Origin of the sequence: Branchiibius sp. NY16-3462-2, assembly GCF_001594145.1 — a bacterium.
In the GTDB taxonomy this organism is placed as follows: Bacteria; Actinomycetota; Actinomycetes; order Actinomycetales; family Dermatophilaceae; genus Branchiibius.
Genome location: NZ_LVCF01000030.1, coordinates 30072 through 44625, shown reverse-complemented (window position 1 = coordinate 44625; position 14554 = coordinate 30072). Strand labels below are relative to the sequence as shown.

Annotated in this window: 16 protein-coding genes; 7 read left to right on the top strand and 9 right to left on the bottom strand. The window is 66.7% G+C overall.

What is annotated here, in order from left to right; translation table 11 throughout:
* Positions 1-108: 108 nt before the first annotated feature.
* The 3 genes from AZH51_RS08125 (at position 109) to AZH51_RS08115 (ending at position 3118) form a co-directional block, all read left to right on the top strand.
* Complete coding sequence (locus tag AZH51_RS08125) at positions 109-1185, top strand: 2,3-butanediol dehydrogenase (protein ID WP_291523104.1); 1077 nt, start codon at positions 109-111, stop codon at positions 1183-1185.
* An 89-nt stretch (positions 1186-1274) separates the two neighbouring features.
* Positions 1275-2675 (top strand): cytosine permease, encoded by a 1401-nt coding sequence (locus tag AZH51_RS08120; RefSeq protein ID WP_291523102.1) that lies wholly within the window; start codon positions 1275-1277, stop codon positions 2673-2675.
* Positions 2672-3118 carry a nucleoside deaminase gene (locus AZH51_RS08115; protein ID WP_291523100.1) on the top strand — a complete coding sequence of 149 codons (447 nt, stop codon included), beginning with the start codon at positions 2672-2674 and terminating at the stop codon, positions 3116-3118. The genes AZH51_RS08120 and AZH51_RS08115 overlap by 4 nt, the downstream gene beginning before the upstream one ends.
* A 20-nt stretch (positions 3119-3138) precedes the next feature.
* On the opposite strand, the gene AZH51_RS08110 is transcribed toward AZH51_RS08115, so the two are convergent.
* The 6 genes from AZH51_RS08110 to AZH51_RS08085 form a co-directional block, all read right to left on the bottom strand.
* Positions 3139-3972, bottom strand: coding sequence for a hypothetical protein (locus AZH51_RS08110; RefSeq protein WP_291523098.1), 834 nt, complete (start codon positions 3970-3972; stop codon positions 3139-3141).
* Positions 3973-4017: 45 nt separating this feature from the next.
* On the bottom strand, positions 4018-4398 hold the full coding sequence (locus AZH51_RS08105; protein WP_291523097.1) for a YciI family protein: 381 nt from the start codon (positions 4396-4398) through the stop codon (positions 4018-4020).
* Between the two features lie 82 nt (positions 4399-4480).
* The gene (locus AZH51_RS08100; protein ID WP_291523096.1) at positions 4481-4981 is read right to left on the bottom strand and encodes an alpha/beta fold hydrolase; all 501 of its coding nucleotides are present in this window, start codon (positions 4979-4981) and stop codon (positions 4481-4483) included.
* A gap of 26 nt (positions 4982-5007) precedes the next feature.
* Positions 5008-6486, bottom strand: coding sequence for an aldehyde dehydrogenase (locus tag AZH51_RS08095; RefSeq protein WP_291523095.1), 1479 nt, complete (start codon positions 6484-6486; stop codon positions 5008-5010).
* A 9-nt stretch (positions 6487-6495) separates the two neighbouring features.
* The gene (locus AZH51_RS08090) at positions 6496-7101 is read right to left on the bottom strand and encodes a thiamine pyrophosphate-dependent enzyme (protein WP_291523094.1); all 606 of its coding nucleotides are present in this window, start codon (positions 7099-7101) and stop codon (positions 6496-6498) included.
* Positions 7101-7646 (bottom strand): thiamine pyrophosphate-binding protein, encoded by a 546-nt coding sequence (locus tag AZH51_RS08085; RefSeq protein WP_291523093.1) that lies wholly within the window; start codon positions 7644-7646, stop codon positions 7101-7103. The genes AZH51_RS08090 and AZH51_RS08085 overlap by 1 nt, the downstream gene beginning before the upstream one ends.
* A 71-nt stretch (positions 7647-7717) precedes the next feature.
* On the opposite strand from AZH51_RS08085, the gene AZH51_RS08080 reads away from it, so the two are divergent.
* Complete coding sequence (locus AZH51_RS08080) at positions 7718-8608, top strand: LysR family transcriptional regulator (protein ID WP_291523092.1); 891 nt, start codon at positions 7718-7720, stop codon at positions 8606-8608.
* Positions 8609-8714: 106 nt separating this feature from the next.
* On the opposite strand, the gene AZH51_RS08075 is transcribed toward AZH51_RS08080, so the two are convergent.
* The 3 genes from AZH51_RS08075 to AZH51_RS08065 form a co-directional block, all read right to left on the bottom strand.
* Positions 8715-9110 carry a nuclear transport factor 2 family protein gene (locus tag AZH51_RS08075; RefSeq protein WP_291523091.1) on the bottom strand — a complete coding sequence of 132 codons (396 nt, stop codon included), beginning with the start codon at positions 9108-9110 and terminating at the stop codon, positions 8715-8717.
* A gap of 194 nt (positions 9111-9304) precedes the next feature.
* A complete protein-coding gene (locus AZH51_RS08070; protein WP_291523090.1) occupies positions 9305-9970 on the bottom strand; it encodes an NIPSNAP family protein in 666 nt (221 codons plus the stop codon).
* 36 nt (positions 9971-10006) lie between these two features.
* The gene (locus AZH51_RS08065) at positions 10007-10933 is read right to left on the bottom strand and encodes a LysR family transcriptional regulator (protein ID WP_291523185.1); all 927 of its coding nucleotides are present in this window, start codon (positions 10931-10933) and stop codon (positions 10007-10009) included.
* A gap of 118 nt (positions 10934-11051) precedes the next feature.
* On the opposite strand from AZH51_RS08065, the gene AZH51_RS08060 reads away from it, so the two are divergent.
* From AZH51_RS08060 to AZH51_RS08050, 3 genes are read left to right on the top strand one after another with little or no spacing between them, the layout of a single operon-like run.
* Positions 11052-12497 carry an MFS transporter gene (locus AZH51_RS08060; protein ID WP_291523089.1) on the top strand — a complete coding sequence of 482 codons (1446 nt, stop codon included), beginning with the start codon at positions 11052-11054 and terminating at the stop codon, positions 12495-12497.
* A complete protein-coding gene (locus AZH51_RS08055; protein ID WP_291523088.1) occupies positions 12490-13662 on the top strand; it encodes an acyl-CoA dehydrogenase family protein in 1173 nt (390 codons plus the stop codon). Before AZH51_RS08060 ends, AZH51_RS08055 begins: the two co-directional genes overlap by 8 nt.
* Before the next feature lie 29 nt (positions 13663-13691).
* On the top strand, positions 13692-14552 hold the full coding sequence (locus tag AZH51_RS08050) for a CoA ester lyase (RefSeq protein WP_291523087.1): 861 nt from the start codon (positions 13692-13694) through the stop codon (positions 14550-14552).
* Positions 14553-14554 lie beyond the last annotated feature (2 nt).

Genomic DNA, 14554 nt, shown 5'->3' with positions numbered 1-14554 from the left:
TAAGTAAGAATCGATGCAACGTGACGCAACGCTGGCCCCCGAAACCTGCTGCGAGCACGCTCGGTTGCAGGACCGACCGAGTCCGCACCGTGCGACAAAGGAGTCGAGATGAGGGCAGCGCGCTACTACGACCGAGGTGACATCCGGATCGAGGACATCCCCGAGCCGCAGGTCGGGCCGGGGCAGGTGGGCATCGATGTCGCCTGGTGCGGGATCTGCGGGACCGATCTGCACGAGTACGCCGAGGGGCCGATCTTCATCCCGCCGGCCGGCCACCCGCAACCGATCAGCGGGGAGTCCGCGCCGGTGACCCTGGGGCACGAGATGTCCGGCGTGGTGTACGCCGTGGGCGACGGTGTCGAGGACCTGTCACCCGGCGATCACGTGGTCGTCGAGCCCTACATCGTGCACGACGACGTCGACACCGGCCCCACGAGCGACGACTACCACCTGTCTCCTGACATGAACTTCATCGGTCTGGGCGGCGGTGGCGGCGGTCTCGCCGAGAAGATCGTGGTGAATCGGCGCTGGGCGCATAAGGTTTCGGACGCTGTGCCGCTTGACCAGGCCGCGCTGCTTGAACCGCTGTCGGTGGGCTACCACGCCGCCGACCGCTCCGGGGTTAAGGCCGGCGACGTCGCCCTGGTGACCGGTGCCGGACCGATCGGGCTGCTCACCTCCGCCGTGCTCACGGCCCTCGGTGCCACGGTCATCATCAGTGAGCCGAGCCGGTTGCGACGCGAACGTGCCGAGCAGACGGGTGTGGCCAAGCTGGTCCTCGACCCCGGAGCCGACGACGTCGTTGCGAAGGTCCGTGAAGCGACCGGCGGCCGGGGCGCGGACGTCGGGTTCGAGTGCACTTCAGTGCAACCGGCGCTGGACACCCTCGTCGAGGCGCTGCGGCCACGCGGCGTCCTGGTCAACGTCTCGATCTGGGGCAAGCGGGCCAGTTTCGACATGCAGGCCATCGTGCTGAAGGAGTTGGACGTGCGCGGCACCATCGCCTACGTCAACTCCCACCCGGACACGATCGCGCTGGTGGAGGAGGGCAAGGTCGACCTCGGACCGTTCATCACCGGCCGGATCGGTCTGGACGACCTCATCGACGAAGGATTCGACACGCTGATCAACCGCAATGAGACGGCGGTCAAGATCCTGGTGTCGCCCAGCGGCCGTGGCCTGTGAGTCGCGTCCAGCAAACTCCCAGCAAATGTTGACGTGCGCGTAACGTCTGGCGCTCGATCCAGCGTCCCGTTCGGCGGGATGCTGGATCGGTGAGCGCAGACGTCGAGACCAATCCGATCAGTGCCGAGGACTATGGCCACCACGTGCTGGCCATTGAGCCGGGCGGTGTGGACGTCATCCCGCCCGACCAGCGGCACGGCCGGCCCATCGACCTGCTGTGGACCTGGACGTCGCCCAATATGGAGTTCGCGACGATTGGTGTCGGGATCCTGGGCCCCCTGTTCTGGGGCCTGAACCTGTGGCAGACCGTGGCCGCCATCATTCTGGGTACGGCGCTCGGCTCGCTCACGCACGCCGTCCTGTCTTCGTGGGGTCCGGAGTCGGGACTGTGCCAAATGGTCCTGTCCCGAACGGGATTCGGCTTCCTCGGCAACATCCTGCCGGCCGGTTTGAACGCAGTGATCGCCGGCATCGGCTGGTTCGCGGTGAACAGCATCAGCGGAGCGTTAGCGCTGCATGCGCTCATCCCAGGGTTAGCCAAGGGCGTGGCCCTGGCGATCGTCGTACTCCTGCAGTTGGCCGTTGCCTTCCTCGGCTACAACCTGATCCACGCGTTCGAGCGCTGGGCCTTCCCGGTTCTTGCGGTGGTCTTTGTCATCGGTGCGGTCATCGTTTTCGGCAAGTCGCACCCCGGCGTCGGCACCGGCGGCACCCCCGGCGTCGGCGCCTTCCTCCTCATGACCGGTGCTTCCTTCGGATACGCCTGCGGCTGGAACCCCTACGCCAGCGACTTCACCCGCTACCAGCCGCCAGCGAACGGCCGGAGAGCAGGAATGTTCGCCGGCCTCGGCATCCTGATCTCCTGTGTTGTCCTCGAATCCGCCGGTGCCGCAATGGTGTCCGCCGCTGGCAAGTCAGCCGCGGTGGACCCGGGCGTCTACACCGGCCTGCTGCCGACCTGGCTGGGCAAGCTCACCTTGTTGTGCATCGCGATCGGGGCGATCTGTGCCAACGCGCTCAACATCTACTCCGGTGCGATGTCCGCGTTGGCGATCGGGTTCCGGACCACCTTGCACCGGGCTCGGGCGTTCGTGGCGGTCGGATTCGGCATCCTCGGCTTCTTCCTCGCGCTGGCCGGGGTGGACAACGCTGGCGAGAACTACGAGAACTTCCTGCTGGTCATCGCCTATTGGATCGGCCCCTGGCTGGGCGTCGTACTCACCGATCGCTGGCTGAACCGCGGCGCCGACTTCACCGCCATTGCCCAGGACCGCAGCTGGCAGAACTGGGCCGGACCCATTGCGATGCTGGTCGGCATCGTGGTGTCGGTGTGGTTGTTCTCCAACCAGGCCAACTACACCGGCCCGATCCCCTCGGCGCACCCCCAGGTCGGCGACATCACCTACCTGGTCGGGTTCCTGCTCGCGGCGGGCGTCTATGCGGGTCTGCGGAAGGTGCTGCCGGCCAGGTCGAGCACACTGGTTTCATGACCACCGATCAGGAGATGCTGGCCGTCGCCATCGAGGAAGCGCGCGCCGGACTCGCCGAGGGTGGAATCCCCATCGGGGCAGCGCTGTTCGGCGCCGACGGAGCTCTGCTCGGGCGAGGCCACAACCGCCGGGTGCAGGACGACGACCCATCGGTACACGGGGAGACTGACGCCTTCCGCAACGCCGGTCGGCAGCGCAGCTACCGCGGCACCACGATGGCCACGACGCTTTCCCCGTGCTGGTTCTGCAGCGGGCTGGTGCGTCAGTTCGGCATCTCAAGGGTGGTCGTCGGTGAGGCGCAGACGTTCGTCGGTGGGCACGACTGGCTGGCCGAGAACGGCGTCGAGGTCGTCGTATTGGACGACCCGGAGTGTGTGGCGATGATGACCGACTTCATCGCCGAACACCCGGATCTGTGGAACGAGGACATCGGCGTCGACTGAGTTCCTTGGGTGCGTCGTTCCTAGGGTGCGTCGCGAATCTCGCTGCTCTTCGGTAACGCGATCTCTACCGGCTCGCCGACCTGGTCGATGGTGATAGTGCAGTGAGTCAGTTGGAAGGCCGACTCGACCAAATCCTTTGATTTCTCCGTTGATTGGCCGGTGACGTCGCCCCCGTCGCCGGTAACTTCGAGGCGTTGAATCGCCCCCGTGGCTGGATCGAAGAAGACAGTCGCAGGAACCTCTCCCGTGAGCGAGGTGATGAGGTCGGGGTCCTTCAGCATCCCGGTCAGGCCGAGCGCGTAGACCGCGTCTTCGGCCGGGACGGTGCCGGAGATGCTGTTCGAGGTGGCCCTTCCGCTCTGGATGAAGGCGTTGAGTCCGCGCGGGACGGTGCCAGCCTGGCTGGGCGTCAGCCCCTGAATCCGCGCGGTTCTACCATCGACGCGCATCCAGGCGCCTGCTTGTGACCCGGTCCAATCGGGCGACGTGATGAGGAATTCTTCCGCCGAACTGATCACTGTCATATGCATTCTCTTCGCGGCCGCCGACGCGCTGTCCGGTAGCTCCAGATCGACTCGGGCCCGGTCCTTGCGGGCATCGACCGTGATCGTCCGATGAGTGGTGAGGTCCGATCCACCGGCGCTCGTAGTGCAATCCTGTTGGTAGGTAATGGTGGGCGCGGCGTTGATCGAGTCGATGGCGACAGCGAGATTGAACCGTGTCGCTGTCGTGGACGGCGCAGATGCGCTACTCGCGGGTTGCTTCTGTGTAGCCGTGGGACCCGTCGCCTGCGCCGAGCAGCCGGCGATCAGAACCACGACAGAGGTACCGACGATTGAAAGGGCAGCGCGCACCCGGAGACTGTATATCCCCTGTGTATGGGCTGGGTCTGATTGCGCTCAGCTCAGACCCAGCCGGTCGGTGATCTCCTTGACGTCGCTGGGGAAGCGGTGGACTTCTTGCGGCCAGTCCAGCGACTGGGTGATGCGCCCCGCCCAGTAGCGCGCGGCCTCATCGTCCGGTACGTCGATCACGGTGAAACCGCCGAGGTGCTCCTTGGTCTCGGCGTAGGGACCGTCGCTGAAGACCGGTGCTCCGTCGACCAGTTCCACGCTGCAGATCGCCGTGGAGGCATCAATACCACCCTCGGCGAAGACGAAGACGCCCTGCTCCTTCATCTCATCGAGTACGGCGTTGCTTGTCTTGCTCTTGTCCTGCAACTGCTCCAGCGTCTGCTCCGGCACCCATTCGTCGTTGAAGGCAATCAGGTACAAAGCCATGGTGGTCTCCTCTCGTGCGGCACCACCGGTGTGCGGTGCCGTCACCCGTTCTACGAACGGTGCCACGCGAATACGACACCTGTCAGGTCAACTTTTCGGCGACCGCCTGGATTGCCTCACCGAGGAACTGATGACCGCCGGTCTCATACCGATGAACGCTCGCGCCCGGCAGCATCGCGTGCAGCAGGTCCAGGTGGGCCACGGGAACGATGTCATCGTCGGCGCAGTGGTGCAGCGAAAGGCGGGTGCCGGCGGGAATCACTGCGTCGTGGGGCAGCGCGTATTGCTCAGAGTCCCAACCGTTCGGGCCCCACTCCGGTGCGGCGAGGACCGCTGCGCGGGGGAGCGACGCGCGTCCTTCGCACAGCATTTTCAGCAGGACAGAACCACCGAACGAATGCGCCACGACCTCGGTGGCATCGCTCAGTGCAGCATTGATCGCCGATGCCCAGGCCTCGTAGGACATGTCTTCCGGCGGCAGCTGGGGCACGGCCACGGCAGTCCCGAGAGCGTCACCCAGCCGTTGCGCGAGAAGCCGGTCCTCGGCGTACCCGTCGGCGCCATGGAGCAGCACGATTCCCATGGGCGGAGGATAGTCAGCGATCGCGCCTAGCGCAGGACGAACGGATTGCCCACCGGCGCCCCGCTGTTGATCCAGACCGTCTTGGTCTCCAGGTACTCCTCGATCGCCTCGGCGCCGTTCTCCCGGCCAACGCCGGAGGACTTGAACCCGCCGAACGGAGCCATGAAGCTGACCGCGCGATAGGTGTTCACCCAGACCGTGCCCGCCTTGATCGCGTCCGCCATCCGCAGCGCTCGCGCCATGTCGCTGGTCCAGACCCCGGCGCCTAGCCCGTACGCCGAGTCGTTGGCTATCGCGACCGCGTCCGCCTCATCGTCGAACGGGATGACCGCCAGCACCGGCCCAAAGACCTCCTCCTGCGCGATCCGCATGCCGTTGTCGACACCGGTAAAGATGGTCGGCCGCACGAACCAGCCGTCGCCGACGTCCGCAGGATCGGCCGGTCCGCCGCCGAGGGCGACGGTCGCACCCTCCTCACGAGCCACATCGATGTAGGACAGCACCTTCTGGTACTGCGGCCGCGTAGTGATCGGGCCGACCTGGGTGTCAGTCGAGCGGGGGTCGCCCATCCGAGCAGTCGCGGCGAGTTCGACCACGCGCGAGACCAGTTCATCGTGGATCTCGCGCTGGACCAGGAGCCGTGAGCCGGCGATGCAGGTCTGACCGGTGGCGGCGAAGATCCCGGACACGACACCGTTCGCCGCGGACTGCAGGTCAGCGTCCGCGAAGACGATGTTGGGCGACTTGCCTCCGAGCTCCAACGCGACGTGTTTGATGCCGGCACCGGCCGCCGCGCCGATCGATCGACCCGTGGCGTCGGAGCCGGTGAAGGACACCTTGGCGACCTGCGGATGCTCGACCAGCGGAGCACCAACGTCCTTGCCGAAGCCGGTGACCACGTTGAAGACGCCCTGGGGCAGGCCACCCTCGTGCAGCAACCGTGCGAGCGCAACCGTTGAGGCAGAGGTGAATTCGGAGGGCTTGACCACCACGGTGCAACCCGCGGCCAGGGCGGGTGCCAGCTTCCACGCCAGCAGGAGCAACGGTGAGTTCCACGGGGTGATGATCGCGGTGACGCCCACCGGCTCGCGCCGGGTGTAGGCGAAGTAGCCGGGTTTGTCGATCGGCAGCACCCGGCCCTCGATCTTGTCGGCCAGGCCTCCGAAGTATCGGAACCACTGCGGCACGTAGGCGACCTGTCCGGCCATCTCGGCCAGGAGTTTGCCGTTGTCGTTGACTTCCAACTGCGCGAGTTCGTCCGCATAAGAGTCGATCACGTCGGCCAGACGGACCAATAGTGCGCCGCGTGCGGTGGCGGTCAAACCACCCCACTCGTCGGCTTCAAGTGCGGCGCTTGCGGCCGCGACCGCGAGGTCGACGTCTGCCGATGACCCCGACGCAACCTGCGCCCAGGGCTTTCCGGTGTACGGGTCGTCGCTCTCGAACCACGCTCCGTCGACCGGGCGGTGCTCAGCTCCGTTGATGAACATCGGGACGTCGTACATGCGATCTCCTCAGAAGGTTTCGAAGCCGAGCGCGGAGCGGACGGCGTTCTTGTTCGCGACTCCGTCGCGGGGCGGTAGCGCGCGCGGCGGCTCGGTGACGTCGATGAGGACCCGGCGGAACGCCGTACCACTCTGAGCCGTGATCAGGGCGGCAAGCTCGGCGGCCTCGTCGGCGGAGGAGATCGTGGCGGCGTCCGAGATCCCGAAACCCCTTGCCACCTGGGTCAGGTCGGTGGTCAGGCCCGCATGGCTACGTTGCATGCCGGTCTCACCGAAGTGCCCGTTGTCGAGTACGACGATCGTCAGGTTGGGCGGTGACTGGACCGCCACCGTGCCCAGCGCGCCGATCCCCATCAACTGCTCACCGTCACCGGTGATGACGACGACGGGCGTATTGGGTTGCGCCAGAGCCAATCCCAGGCCCATCGGAACGGCTGCACCCATCGCGCCCCACAGGTGGAAGGTGCGCGGTCGGTACCCGGCGGCGAAGACGTCGTAGCTGGGGGAGCCCAGCCCGGTGACGATCAGCACGTCGTCGGGCAGTTGCTGCACCAGGTCGGTGACGAACGCCCGGCGGTCGATACGGACCCTGGTCTCGGTCAGTGTTGCGGTCATCAGTTGCGCTCCCACTTCTTGCGTCCGATCAGTCGTTGGCCGAGTAGCACCGCGACGCGGCCACCGGCGAGGAAGGCGGTGTCGAGCGCGGCGCTGACGGTCTCCTCGACGTCCGCGGGGTCGTCGACCCGGTAGACGGTGATGCCCATGAGTTCGAGGGCTTGCTGCGTGGCCAGGCCCATGGGGGCCTGCCAGGGGTTGAACTCGGCGTACTCCCCGCGCATCGTCACCAGGGTGAGGAACGGGAAGCCGCCCATGGTGAGCAGGGAGAACATGTTGACGCAGTTGCCGACTCCGCTGCTCTGCATCAACAGTGCTGCTCGCTGGCCGCCGAGCCAGGCTCCGCTGACGATGGCGACGCCTTCCTCCTCGGTGGTGCAGACGACGTCGGTCATGTCGGGGTCAGCGATGGCGTCGCGGATGGCGACGGAGTGTCCGGCGTCCGGAACGTAGGCGATCTGCTGGATGCCGCCTTCGCGCAGCACACGGGAGACGGCGTCCTGCCAGCTGCTGCCGGTCAGGTAGGTCTGGTCTGTCACGGTCATGGATCGATGGTGCGGCGAAACTGCTTGTTAACGGAAGCGGCTCTTCGTTAGCACAGCATTAAGCTGGGTTAATGCTGGACTCAGCGGACCTGGAACTGCTACACGCCATTGCCTCGACGGGCAGCCTTGCCGCCGTCGCGCACGCGTCGGGTCTGACGCCAGCGGCCGTCACTCAGCGGCTGGCGCGGTTGGAGGCGAAGGTCGGTGCGCCGTTGGTCGATCGCGGTCCCCGTGGCGCTGCGCTGACCGAGTTGGGCCGATTGATCGCTGAGCAGGGGGTACAGGTGTCGGCGCTGGTGGGCCGGGCTCAGGCACGGACGGAGACCTACCTCGGACAGCGATCCCGCCGGCTGCGCGTGGGGGCGCTGGCGTCGACCGTGCGCCCATTGGTTGCCGACGGTTTGGCGAACGTGCGATTGAGGCACCCCCTCGTCGAGCCGTCCGTGGTCGAAACCGGCTCGCACGAGGGCATTCTCGGGGTGCGCGGCGACGAGTTCGATGTCGCCGTCGTGGCCGAGTACGCCGAGCCGCTGGTCGCGGACTCGATCCAGTTGCACCGGTTGATGCGCGATCCGCTCATGCTCGCCGTACCCTCTGACCACCGCCTCGCGAGTGGGGACGCGCCGGTCGGACTGAGCGGGCTCGCGGGCGAGGATTGGGTCAGCGGCGCTCCCGGGCGTCGGCACCGCACGCAACTGGACGCGCTGGCGGCGCTCGCGGGGTTCGAGCCGCGGGTGGCCTACCAGAGTGAGTCCTACGAGGTGGCGTTGTCTCTGGTCGCGGCCGGGATGGGTGTGGCGTTGATTCCCCGTACGGCGTGCCATCCCACCCATGGCGTGCACGTACGTCGCGTGCGGGGTGCGCCCGCGCGAACTCTCTTCGCGGTGACTGCTCCACCGGCCGCCCGGGCGCCGATGGTCGCACCGATGCTGGCTGCCTTCAAGGACCTGGCCCGCGGCTAACCCCGTCCTCTTGCCCTACTCGGCAGTGGCGGGAGCAGTACGGCAATCACGGCCTGACGGATGGACCCGGTCAACCCGGGACGGCCGCGAGGGACAGCGTTTCCTATTACGTGCGTTGCTGCTGGGAGAGGGCGGCGCCCATCGCCTGGATCACTGCCTGCAACCCCTTGAACGGCCTTGTCATCACGGTGAATTCGGTGATCTTGTCATCCTCGTTCCAGGTGATGATGTCGACGCCGTCGACCTCGAGTCCGTCGACGGTCGCGTTGAAGCGCAGCACCGCCGAGTGCTCGTCGTACCACTCGTGGCGATAGACCAACGTGGGGCCGAGCACCTGCGCCGCCGCCCATAGATAGGCGTAGGTCAACTCGGCGCCCTCCTGCGGGGTGTGAACCGCCGGGGAGCGGAACACCGCATCGTCGGCGAGGAGTGCGCGGAGGCCGGCGGGCGTCGGATCGGTGACGAACGCGTGCCAGGCCTGGACAGCAACAGGTTGAGCCATGGTTATCAGGCTAGTTCGGCGTCCCGCCAGGTGCTGTCACTCGCTATGAACGCATCAATCTGAAGGGCTTCATGCATGACTTGAAGTCATGAAGCCCTCGAAAAGCATCCGCTTTCCTCAGGTCGTCCGGGGGCACCCGGCCCGCGCGTTGCAGACCCAGCACCATCGAGCACTTGATCAAACGTCGGTGGCGCCTAGTGCAATGGTGAGCCCGGTAGCGGCCACGCGATCACCGAGCTCGCTTCCGCGATGTGCTCTGGTCCGCCCGGGGGTGGCCAGGTGCCCTCGTCGTAAAGGCGGCGGCGGATCGCAACGCGCTCGTCCAAGCCGGAGAACGGCCAGATCTGCAGGATCCGGGCTGGTCCGTCGAGCGCGTACATGACGACCGTGATCGGGTCCACCAGATGGCGCGCAGGCAGCGCTTGGCGCCAGCCGTCGATCGTTGCTGGCAGCCCGCCGGGGACCAGGTGGTAGTCCCGGATCTCATATACCGCGCCGAACGCGCCGGTCACGATCGGCGGCATGAAGGGGAACGGGGCGTAGCCGTGCATCGCGAGGTCCGTGAGGTGCGGGCCGGCGCCGAACGGCACGCGGCTATGAGCGGCCCGCTCGCGCTCACGCGACAGTTGCGCCTCGTCGTCGAAACCGCGCAGGACGTAGACGCGTCCCAGCGGCCCGTGTTCGCCCTCCCAGCAGCCCAGCAGTCGGCCCTCAGCGTCAGGGGCAGCCAACCACGGCTCGATGCCCGCCTTGGCGCGTTCCGCATCAGGTAGGCGATAGGCAAGCGTCGTCAATTCGTAGCGCAGCGCCTGCTGCGCGGCGCTGACGTCGTCTCTGGTGATGACGGGCGGGGTGTCCATCGGCGGCTCCTCGTGTGGGACTCAAGCGACCGTAACTCAGGCTAATTCGGCGCTGGGCCAGGCGCCGTCCCGGACCACTCGGCGTACGGCGCGCACCACCTCGGCGGCCACGGCCTCCACGTGCGCGGGGACCCGGCCCGCGCGTTGCAGACCCAGCACCATCGAGCGCTTGATCTCCGGCTCGACCAGGGGAGCGGCACTCACCTGTCCGCCGCCCAGGTCCGAGGCGATGCCGGCGGCCGGCAGGACCGTCCACCCGTACCCGGCGGTTACCAGTTGCTTCTGCACGTGCATCGAGTTGGTCTGCATGGTCACGTGCGGTGTTGCCCCGGATGTCGCGCGCGCCTGGTCGATCAGGATCCGCAACCCGTGCCCGGCCACGGGTAGCACCACATCCTCCTGCCACACCCGCGACCACGGGATCGGCCGGTCAGCGCGCAGTTTCGCCGAGGCAGGCGCCACCGCCCACAGCGGTTCGCTGACCAGTGGCGACACCGAGATCGATGGCGTCGACGCGAGGTTGTAGAGCAGCGAGAGGTCGACATCCCCGGCGTCCATCCACTGCTGCAAGTGCCCGGAGTAGGCCGACAGCACCCGCAGTTCGATATCGGGATAGTGCGACCGCACCGCGTCCGCGAGGGGCTGCGCCAGCAGGTCGAGGGTGCTTTCCAGGATGCCGATGGTGACGATGCCGCGCACCGAGGTGGGGCTGGGCCGCAGCTCGGCGCGCGCTCGGTCCAACTCCTGCAGCGCCCGCCGGGCCCGCTCGACCAGCACCTCGCCCTCGGGTGTCAGGGTCATCCCCTGACGGCTGCGCTCGAAGAGCGTGACGCCGAATTCCTCTTCGAGAGAACGGATTTGGCGAGTCACCGCTGGCTGCACGATGTGCAGGACCTGGGCCGCCTTGGTCACGCTGCCGACTTCGCTGACTGTCACCAGTGCGGTGAGCTGTTTCAGATCCATTGCCACCCTCATGAGCTACGGCTATCAATCCATCACCAGGAAGTATTACAGGGTGCGCTGAATCACAGCTCATGATGTGTGGCACGGCTCACAACCCTCGCCCCCGAAGGAGCACCTCATGAGCGTGCAGACCCCGACGATCGCCCCGCGCCGACACGGCGTCGCGGCGAATGTCATCCGCGGCTGTCTCGGCAACACGATCGAATGGTTCGACTGGTTCGTCTACGCGACGTTCAGCCTCTACTTCGCCGCCAGCTTCTTCCCGGGTGAGAGTCCCACCGCGCAGTTGCTGGCCAGTTCCGCAGTCTTCGCCGTCGGCTTCCTGATGCGTCCGCTGGGTGGTTGGCTCCTTGGCGCGTACGCCGATTGGAAGGGCCGGCGCGCTGCCCTCACCCTGTCGGTGTTGCTGATGAGTGGTGGCTCCCTGGCGATCGCTTTGATCCCCAGCTACGCGAGTATCGGGCTGGCGGCACCGATCCTGCTACTCGTCGTACGCCTGGTCCAAGGTCTGTCAGTCGGGGGTGAGTTCGGCTCCAGCGCAACGTATCTGAGCGAGATCGCGACTCCCAAGCGACGGGGCTTCTTCTCCAGCTTCCAGTACGTCTCGATCGTCCTGGGCCAGTTGCTCGCGCTGATCGTCATGATCGTGATGCAGCAGATCTTCTCCGACTCGGTCCTCACCGCCTGGGCCTGGCGCATCCCCTTCGTCATCGGCGCGATCCTGGGCCTCGCGGTGCTCTATCTGCGCCGGACCATGGACGAGACCGACCACTTCAAGGCCGACCAGGCCCAGAAGGAACAGCACAAGGCCGCGACCTTCCACGAGGGCGAGCAGATCGAGAAGCGTGGTCTGAAGTCGCTGCTGACCGAGTACCCCAAGCAGATGGCGGCGGTCTTCGCCCTGGCCATCGGTGGCACGGTCGCGTTCTACACCTTCACGACCTACTTCACGAAGTACATGGTCAACTCCGCCGGCCTGCCCAAGAGCATGGCGTCGGTCGTCAGCTTCATCGCGCTGCTGATCTTCATGTTCCTGCAGCCGCTCACCGGTGCCATATCCGATCGCTTCGGCCGCAAGCCCGTGATGCTCTTCTTCGCGCTGGGGATCATGATCAGCACCGTCCCGATCTTCACCATCGTCGGCAACACCCACAGCGGCCTGGTCGCCTTCGGCGGCATGATGATCGGCCTGGTGTTCCTCTCGGGATACACCGCTCTCGCCGCCATCGTGAAGGCGGAGCTCTTCCCCACCAAGATCCGCGCCATCGGCGTCGGCGTCCCGCACGCCCTCGTGGCGGCGGTCTTCGGCGGCACCACGGAAACGGTGGCCCTCTCCCTGAAGAACGCGGGACACGAATCCGCCTTCTTCTACTGGGTGATCGGCTGTGTCGCGCTCACCCTGGTGGCCATCCTGCTGATCCCGGAGACCTCGAAGCACTCGACGCTGGAGTCGCAGGACCCCACGGTTTCCGGCACTGATGGAGTCATCACCGAACGGTATTCGACAGCCGACATCATCACCAAGCACGATGGTGCGGAACCGAAGGAGACTGCCCGTGTCTGATCTGACCGCCTACGAACTGAACGCCGAAGAATCCGCCATCGTCAAACTGGTCCACGACTGGGTCGACGCCGAGGTCAAGCCCGTGGTGCAGGAGTTGGAACACGGCAACACCTACCCCGAGGACCTCATCGAGCAGATGAAGGACATGGGCATCTACGGCCTGGCGATCCCGGAACCGTGGAACGACGCCGGCGTCTCCGTCCCGTGCTACGCCGCGGTGACCGAGGAACTGGCCCGCGGCTGGATGAGCCTGGCCGGGGCGATGGGCGGCCATAGCGTCGTGGCCAAGTTGCTGGTCAACTACGGCACCCAGGAACAGCAGGACCGCTACCTGCCCAAGATGGCCACCGGCGAGATCCGCGCAACGATGGCCCTCACCGAACCGGGCGGCGGTTCCGACCTGCAGGCGATGCGGACGACCGCTCGCAAGGACGGCGACGACTACGTCGTCAACGGCGGCAAGACCTGGATCACCAACGCGCGGCGCTCGCAGCTGATCGCCCTGCTGTGCCGCACCGATCCGGACGCCCAGCCGGCGCACAAGGGCATCAGCATCCTGCTGATCGAGCACGGGCCGGGCTTCGAGGTCTCCCGCGATCTGCCCAAGCTGGGTTACAAGGGTGTCGAGAGCTGCGAGCTGAGCTTCAACGACTTCCGCACCCCTCAGGCCAGCCTGCTGGGCGGCGTTGAAGGACAGGGCTTCTCGCAGATGATGCGCGGTCTGGAGATCGGCCGCATCCAGGTCGCCTCCCGCGCCCTGGGTGTCGGCCAGGCAGCGCTGGAGGACGCGGTGCGTTACGCGCAGGAGCGGGAGAGCTTCGGCAAGCAGATCTGGCAGCACCAGTCGGTGGGAAACCTGTTGGCGGACATGGCAACCCAACTCACTGCGGCGCGTCAGCTGGTGCAGTACGCCGCCCGTCGCTACGAGACCGGGCAGCGGGCCGACATGGAGGCCGGGATGGCCAAACTGTTCGCCTCGGAGACCGCGATGAAGGTCGCGCTCGACGCGATCCGGGTGCACGGCGGCTACGGCTACTCCACCGAGTTCGACGTCGAGCGCTACTTCCGCGACGCCCCGCTGATGATCGTGGGCGAAGGCACCAACGAGATCCAGCGCGGTGTGATCGCCCGTCAACTGGTCAAACGCAACCCGGTAGCACGCTGAACAGGCCCGCGGACATGCACACTGATCTGATGGAACCTCGCACCGGCCGCGCCGTCCCGGTCGACGCCTCGTCGTCGTGGCTGTTCGTCCCCGGCGACCGGCCCGAGCGCTTCGCCAAGGCGCACGCGGCCGGTGCCCATCAGGTCATCCTCGACCTGGAGGACGCCGTGTCCGTCGCGACGAAACCCGCCGCCCGCGAGGCCGTGGCGCAATGGGTCGGCGACGGGCGCGACGCCTGGGTGCGGGTCAACGCTCCCGGCAGTTCGGCGTACGCCGATGACGTGGTGGCCATCAAAGGTTCCGGCGCGCTGGGCGTCATGGTGCCCAAGGCGACGGTTGACGGTGTGCGTACGGCGCGCCAAGACCTGGGTGCCGACGTGCCCCTGATCGCTCTGGTCGAGTCAGCGGTCGGCCTGCAGGAGGCCGACCGGATCGCACGGTGCGACGGCGTCGTCACCCTGGCCTTCGGATCGATCGACTTCGCGGTCGACATCGATGCCGAAGAAACCTGGGAGGCAATGCTTTTCGCCCGCAGCGCGCTCGTTCTGGCCGCACGGGCAGCCGGACTCACTGGTCCCATCGACGGGGTCAGCACGGCGGTGAAGGACCCGGAGCAGGCGGGTCGCGATGCAGCTGCCGCCCGGGCACTGGGCTTCGGCGGCAAACTGTGCATCCACCCCTCGCAGGTCGTCCCGGTCAACGTGGGCTTCGCGCCATCTGCCGAACAACTGGACTGGGCACTGCAGATCGCGCACGCGATCGGCGGCGTCGAACGCCTCGAGGAGGACGACCTGTCCACGGCGCTGCAGGTCGACGGCCAGATGGTCGACCGGCCGGTGGTGCTGCGGGCCCGCCGGATCCTGCAACGACACGCCATCAACGATCTGTAGTT

Bases quoted from the DNA above. Each gene is read 5' to 3' on its own strand.
- AZH51_RS08090 (WP_291523094.1), bottom strand. From the start codon at position 7,101: ATGACCGCAACACTGACCGAGACCAGGGTCCGTATCGACCGCCGGGCG.
- AZH51_RS08075 (WP_291523091.1), bottom strand. From the start codon at position 9,110: ATGGCTCAACCTGTTGCTGTCCAGGCCTGGCACGCGTTCGTCACCGAT.
- AZH51_RS08105 (WP_291523097.1), bottom strand. From the start codon at position 4,398: ATGGCTTTGTACCTGATTGCCTTCAACGACGAATGGGTGCCGGAGCAG.
- AZH51_RS08125 (WP_291523104.1), top strand. From the start codon at position 109: ATGAGGGCAGCGCGCTACTACGACCGAGGTGACATCCGGATCGAGGAC.
- AZH51_RS08085 (WP_291523093.1), bottom strand. From the start codon at position 7,646: ATGACCGTGACAGACCAGACCTACCTGACCGGCAGCAGCTGGCAGGAC.
- AZH51_RS08095 (WP_291523095.1), bottom strand. From the start codon at position 6,486: ATGTACGACGTCCCGATGTTCATCAACGGAGCTGAGCACCGCCCGGTC.
- AZH51_RS08100 (WP_291523096.1), bottom strand. From the start codon at position 4,981: ATGGGAATCGTGCTGCTCCATGGCGCCGACGGGTACGCCGAGGACCGG.
- AZH51_RS08080 (WP_291523092.1), top strand. From the start codon at position 7,718: ATGCTGGACTCAGCGGACCTGGAACTGCTACACGCCATTGCCTCGACG.
- AZH51_RS08115 (WP_291523100.1), top strand. From the start codon at position 2,672: ATGACCACCGATCAGGAGATGCTGGCCGTCGCCATCGAGGAAGCGCGC.
- AZH51_RS08070 (WP_291523090.1), bottom strand. From the start codon at position 9,970: ATGGACACCCCGCCCGTCATCACCAGAGACGACGTCAGCGCCGCGCAG.
- AZH51_RS08060 (WP_291523089.1), top strand. From the start codon at position 11,052: ATGAGCGTGCAGACCCCGACGATCGCCCCGCGCCGACACGGCGTCGCG.
- AZH51_RS08050 (WP_291523087.1), top strand. From the start codon at position 13,692: ATGGAACCTCGCACCGGCCGCGCCGTCCCGGTCGACGCCTCGTCGTCG.
- AZH51_RS08065 (WP_291523185.1), bottom strand. From the start codon at position 10,933: ATGGATCTGAAACAGCTCACCGCACTGGTGACAGTCAGCGAAGTCGGC.